At 66.7% G+C, this 5,470-nt stretch carries 5 protein-coding genes; 2 read left to right on the plus strand and 3 right to left on the minus strand.

The features are described from left to right. Positions 1–972, plus strand: a 972-nt coding sequence (locus Q4C89_RS10835) for an LLM class flavin-dependent oxidoreductase (protein WP_303102626.1), incomplete at its 5' end; no start/stop codon positions are given. Between the two features lie 59 nt (positions 973–1,031). Here the strand turns inward: Q4C89_RS10835 and Q4C89_RS10840 are convergent. Continuing rightward, entirely contained in the window at positions 1,032–1,850 is an 819-nt protein-coding gene (locus tag Q4C89_RS10840; protein ID WP_303102627.1) for a hypothetical protein, read from the minus strand. A gap of 24 nt (positions 1,851–1,874) precedes the next feature. On the opposite strand from Q4C89_RS10840, the gene Q4C89_RS10845 reads away from it, so the two are divergent. Further along, complete coding sequence (locus tag Q4C89_RS10845) at positions 1,875–3,494, plus strand: M20/M25/M40 family metallo-hydrolase (RefSeq protein ID WP_303102628.1); 1,620 nt, start codon at positions 1,875–1,877, stop codon at positions 3,492–3,494. 317 nt (positions 3,495–3,811) lie between these two features. On the opposite strand, the gene Q4C89_RS10850 is transcribed toward Q4C89_RS10845, so the two are convergent. Beyond that, positions 3,812–4,987 carry a pyridoxal phosphate-dependent aminotransferase gene (locus tag Q4C89_RS10850; protein ID WP_303102629.1) on the minus strand — a complete coding sequence of 392 codons (1,176 nt, stop codon included), beginning with the start codon at positions 4,985–4,987 and terminating at the stop codon, positions 3,812–3,814. A gap of 60 nt (positions 4,988–5,047) precedes the next feature. Continuing rightward, positions 5,048–5,470: hypothetical protein (locus tag Q4C89_RS10855; RefSeq protein ID WP_303102630.1), on the minus strand; the 423-nt coding region annotated here is incomplete at its 5' end.

The following is a 5,470-nucleotide window of genomic DNA, read 5'->3' on the forward strand; positions in this document are numbered from 1 at the left end:
CCGCAGGCCAAAACCCGCTCGGCGCGTGACGTGCTGCTGCAATCTATTGACCTCGCGGTAGCCGCCGAAGAACTGGGCGCAGACGGGGCTTATTTCCGCGTGCATCACTTCGCGCACCAACTCGCCTCTCCTTTTCCGCTGCTGGCGGCGGCGGGGGCCAAGACCAACCGCATTGAACTCGGCACGGGCGTCATTGACATGCGCTACGAAAACCCCCTGTACATGGCCGAGGACGCGGGCGCAGCCGACCTGATTGCAGGCGGGCGTCTGCAACTGGGCATCAGCCGGGGGTCGCCGGAACAGGTCATAGACGGCTGGCGCTACTTCGGTTATCAGCCCGCCGAGGGCGAAAGCGACGCGGACATGGCCCGCCGCCACACCGAGGTTTTTCTGGATGTGCTGCGCGGTGAAGGCTTTGCCCAGCCCAACCCACGCCCGATGTTCCCCAACCCGCCGGGGCTGCTGCGGCTGGAACCGTACTCGGAAGGGCTGCGCGAGCGGATTTGGTGGGGGTCGGCGTCCAACAGCACAGCAGTCTGGGCCGCCAAAATGGGCATGAACCTGCAAAGCTCAACGCTGAAGGAAGACGAGAACGGCAAGCCTTTTCACATTCAGCAGGCCGAACAGATTCGCGCCTACCGCGCCGCGTGGGAAGCCGCTGGGCATACCCGCACCCCCCGCGTGTCGGTCAGCCGCAGCATTTTCGCGATGACCAACGATCAGGACCGGGCGTACTTTGGGCGGCAGGACGAGGGCGACCAGTTCGGCTTTATTGACCGCTTCAACGCAGTATTCGGGCGCTCCTACGCTGCCGAGCCCGACAAGCTCATCGAACAATTGCGCGGCGACCAGGCCATTGCCGAGGCCGACACGCTGCTGCTGACCGTGCCCAACCAACTGGGCGTGGAGTACAACGCGCACGTCATCGAAAGCGTGCTGAAGCATGTGGCGCCCGCGCTCGGGTGGCGGTAAGAGCGCCTGGAGTGTGTGGAAGAGTCAAAACGTGGGAAGGGCAAGGAGGCGCACCCACCTCACTGCCCTTCCCACGCCTTTTCTTCCAAAAACCGCTGATGCGCCTGCCAGCGCAAGTCGTTTTCGCTGGACTTGGACAGGGCAATGGTGCGGATGTGTTCCAGCGCCCGCAAGAATTCGGGGTCGTCGGGCCGACCTCCGCGTTCGCCGTGAAGCTGCACGGTTTCGGGGAGGTACTCGGTCAGTGCGGCTTTGGCGTGGTAGCGCCAGCGGGCGTCTCCCTGCTGCTCGGCGGCCTGCAAGTTGGCCTGCAACAGCTGGCGCAGATGCACCACGGGCGGCGAAGAAAGCAGGGCCACCTGATGACCCGTCAGCAGGGCGGGCACCGGCAGAGCGGGCGGTGGGGGCGGCTGTTCCGGGGGCTGGGTCAACCACGCGGGCAAGCGGCTGAGCAGCGCCGAGAAAAAGGGCTGCCGGGCCGGGATGGGGAGCGGCGCACCAACTTCGGCGGGCAGAACGCGGGGTACGCAGAAGGTCTGCGGCAGACGGCTTCCTTGCGCTTGCAGACGGAAACTGAGGGTCTGGGCGGCCCGTTCCTGCGGGGGCAGCAGCAGGCGGCGTGAGCGCCACTGTTCGGGCGTGCCGAAGCGTTGGTAAAGCGCGGGCAAAAAGGCCCACAACAGTTCGCCCTGGGTCGCGTCGGCATATTCGGGGCAAAGCTGGGGGGCAAACTGCTGCCGCACCAGTTCGGTCAATTCGGCGGGGTAGTGCAGCGTGACATGCCACTCGTCGCCTTCAGGACTGGCGGCGACGAGGCGCTGAACGCTGTAGCCAATCCGTTCGTTCAGGGGTGGTGGTGTAGAGGCAGAAAAAGTCATACCGCTATGTGTATCGTAGCTTCGATGCCTCCTGAATTTTCGACCCGTGACCTCACTGTCCAACTGGTGAAGGCCGCCAGTGTCACCAACTCGTCGGGCGAAGTGGCCTTTCCCGACACGCTGCTGCGGGTGCTGGGCGGCCTGCCGTATTTTCAGGCCAACCCTCAGGACCTCTGGGCCGAACCCATCGAAAACGACCCGCTGAAACGGCGCAACGTGTACGCGCTGGTGCGTGGTGGAGGTTCGGCGGGCGTGGTGCTGACCGGGCACTACGACGTGGTGTCGGTGGCGAACTACGGCCCGCATCAGGACGTGGCCTTTGACCCGGACGCCCTGCTGCCGCGCCTGATAGACGACCTGCGCGTCAACGCCCGCAGCGAGGCCGAACACCGTGCCCTGGCCGACCTGGAAAGCGGCGACTTTTTGCCCGGACGGGGCGTGCTAGATATGAAGTCGGGGCTGGCGGCGGGCATGACCGTGCTGGCCGATTTCGCCGCTCAGCCCGAGCGTCAGGGCAACCTGCTGTTCGTGGCGGTGGCCGACGAGGAAGTCAGTTCGCACGGCGCACGCTGGGCCGCCCCCACGCTGCTGTCCCTGGCTGGGCGCGAGGGACTGAACTGGGAACTGGTCATCAACCTCGACGCGACGGGCGACAACGGCGACGGCAGCGCGGGACAGGCGGTTTATATCGGTACGGCGGGCAAGCTGCTGGTGTCGGCCTTCGTGGTCGGGGTGGACACGCACGCGGGCTACTCGCTCGACGGCATCAACGTCAATTTTCTGGCCAGCGAACTGACGCGGGCCTTCGAGTGGAATCCGGCCCTGACCGACCACAGCGGCGACGAGGCTGGAACGCCCCCCACCCTGCTCAAGCAGCAAGACCTCAAGACCTATTACGACGTGACCACCCCGGCGCGGGCGTGGCTGTGCGTGAACGTGCTGTTGCAAGGACTGAGCGCGGGCGAGGTGCTGGAGCGCTTTAGGCAAGTGGCACAGGCCACGCTGCAAGACGCCCTGGCGACCCTGCGCGGGCGGGCCGAGGCGCTGGGGCAGCCCCATAGTGCGGCACACGGGGCCACGCCGTTGGTGCTGACCTACGCCGAACTGCTGGAGCAGGCGCGGCGCAACACCCCCGGTCTGGACGCGGCTCTGGCGGCCTACGACGCCACGCTGGACGCCCAGATGGACTACCCGACCCGCAGCGCCCACCTGACCAGCTGGCTCTGGGACGCGGCGGGGCTGCTCGGGCCTGCCGCCGTGCTGGGCTTCGCCTCGCTGCACTACCCCCACACCACGCTCGACACCCGCAAACCCGCCGAGGCTCAGGCGCTGACGCGGGTCCGTGACACCCTGGCCCGCGAGGGGGCGCGGCTGGGCGTGAGCGTCACCGAGCGGGCCATTTTCAGCGGCATCAGCGACATGAGCTGGTTCGGGTACGCCGACCCGGCGGGCATCGAACTGGTCAACGCCAACACGCCCGTGCAGGCAGCCCACATCCACGCGCCGCCTGCGGGTCTGCCCTGCATTAACCTCGGTCCCTGGGGGCGCGACTACCACCAGTGGCTGGAACGGGCCTATGCGCCCTACTGCTTCGAGACGTTGCCGAAGTTGTTGGCGGCCCTCACGCGGGAATTTCTGGATTGAGAGCAAGGGGAGGGCGAGCCTCTTCCCTCCGCCACGCCCAGACATGAAAAAAGGCCCCGCTGAGGGGGCCGGATGGGGCATTCTCACGGCTTATTCGCCAATCGAATACTCGCACGTCCGTTTTTATTTCTTGGAGGTGGACGTCTCCCTCGGTGCATTTTCTGTCTGCGCGGCTGTCATGACTTGGGCCAAGCGGCGAACAGAAAGCGACATGGCGAATGGTATCGCTCGGCAGCACGTGGCCGCCAGAAGGGAAATCTTAATCCTAAAAAGAATAAAAGTCAAGGGGCAGACAGGCGGCTGCCCCAGACGGCCCTTTAGCCGGAAACAGGGCGGCACAGGGGTTCGAGTCGCCGCAGCACTTCCTCAATGGTTTCCAGGCTGGTGGCGTAGCTCAGGCGCATTTGGCCGGGCGCGGCGAAGTCGGTGCCGGGCACCACGGCGACCTCGGCTTCGTCCAGAATCCGGCGGGCGGCCTGCAACTCGTCGGGGTCGATGACACGGGTGTCGGCCATCACGTAAAACGCGCCCTGCGGGGTCGGCGTCGGCAGGCCCAGCGCGTTCAGGCCCGCGACGATGCGGTCACGGCGTTCGCGGTAGGCGAGGCGGGCCATCTCCACGAAACGCTGCGTTTCCGCATGGTCTTCGAGGGCGGCGAGGGCGGCGTACTGGCCCACGCTGCTGGCGTTGCTGGTGCTCTGCGACTGAATGGTGTTCATGGCGGCGATGACGTGCTTCGGCCCCCCCGCGTAGCCGATGCGCCACCCGGTCATGGCATACGCCTTGCTCGCGCCGTTGATGGTGAGGGTGTGCTCCGGCGCGAAGGTGCCGATGCTGACCTGTTCGGCGTCGTAGACCAGATGCTCGTACATTTCGTCGGTGACGATGGTCAGGTTGTGCTTCTGTGCCAGCGCCGCCACCGCCCTGAGCGTTTCAGGCGGAAAGACGGCGCCCGTCGGGTTGCCGGGGCTGTTCAGCACCACCATGCGGGTGCGCGGGGTGATGTGGGCGGCCAGCACATCGGGGTCGAGCAGGAAGCCGCCTTGCGCCGAGGTGGGCACGGCGACAGGAACGGCTCCTGTCAGGGCGACCATTTCGGGATAGCTGACCCAGTAGGGCGCGGGAATCAGCACCTCGTCGCCAGGGTCGAGCAGCGCGAAAAAGGCGTTGAACAGGGCTTGCTTGCCGCCGCTGGTCACGGTCACGGCGTCGGGAGCATAGTCCAGGCCGTTTTCGCGCCGGAACTTGGCGCTGATGGCCTCGCGCAGTTCGGGAATACCGCTCACAGGCGTGTATTTGGTCTTGCCCGCTTCGATGGCTTTGATGGCGGCCCGCTTGATGTGGGGCGGCGTGTCGAAGTCGGGTTCGCCCACGCTCAGCGAGATGACCTTGCGCCCCTGCCGCTGCAACTCCAGAGCGCGGGAAGTGACCGCCACCGTGGCCGAGGGCTTGAGGCTCTGGGCGCGGGCCGACAGACGGAAAGGAGAGGTCATGCAGGCAGGCTAGCGGCCCGGGCGGCGGGGGGCCGACTTGTCAGCTAGGGCGCGGCCCACTTACCAACTGGTGGCGAGGGGGGGCGGCAGTTGCAGGGGATTGAAGGGGGCCAGAGCGCGGGGACGGACCACCAGACCGCCGCTTTGCTGGCTCAGCGCCTGCCGGACCAGACCGGCATTGACCACCTGAAAGCGCACGGGGCGGAAGTTGACGGTCCCTACAGCGCCGTTGACCGGGCCAGCAACAACTGGGACAGGGTTGGCAGCCGCTGCGGAAGGCACCACGCGCCCCGCCGCCGGATAGACCGGGACAGCGGCCGGGGCCGCCGCAGGCAGGCTGGGAGCCGTTTGGGGAAGCTGCACCTGCGGGGCCTGCGTTTCGGCAGTCTGCATCTGGGGCGGCCTCACCATCAGGGGACGCTCGGTGGTCTGTGCGGAGGCATAGGAGAAGGACAGGGCGACGAGGCCCACCAGCACGCGAGG

The sequence above is a fragment of the Deinococcus sp. genome, assembly GCF_030523985.1.
GTDB lineage: Bacteria > Deinococcota > Deinococci > Deinococcales > Deinococcaceae > Deinococcus.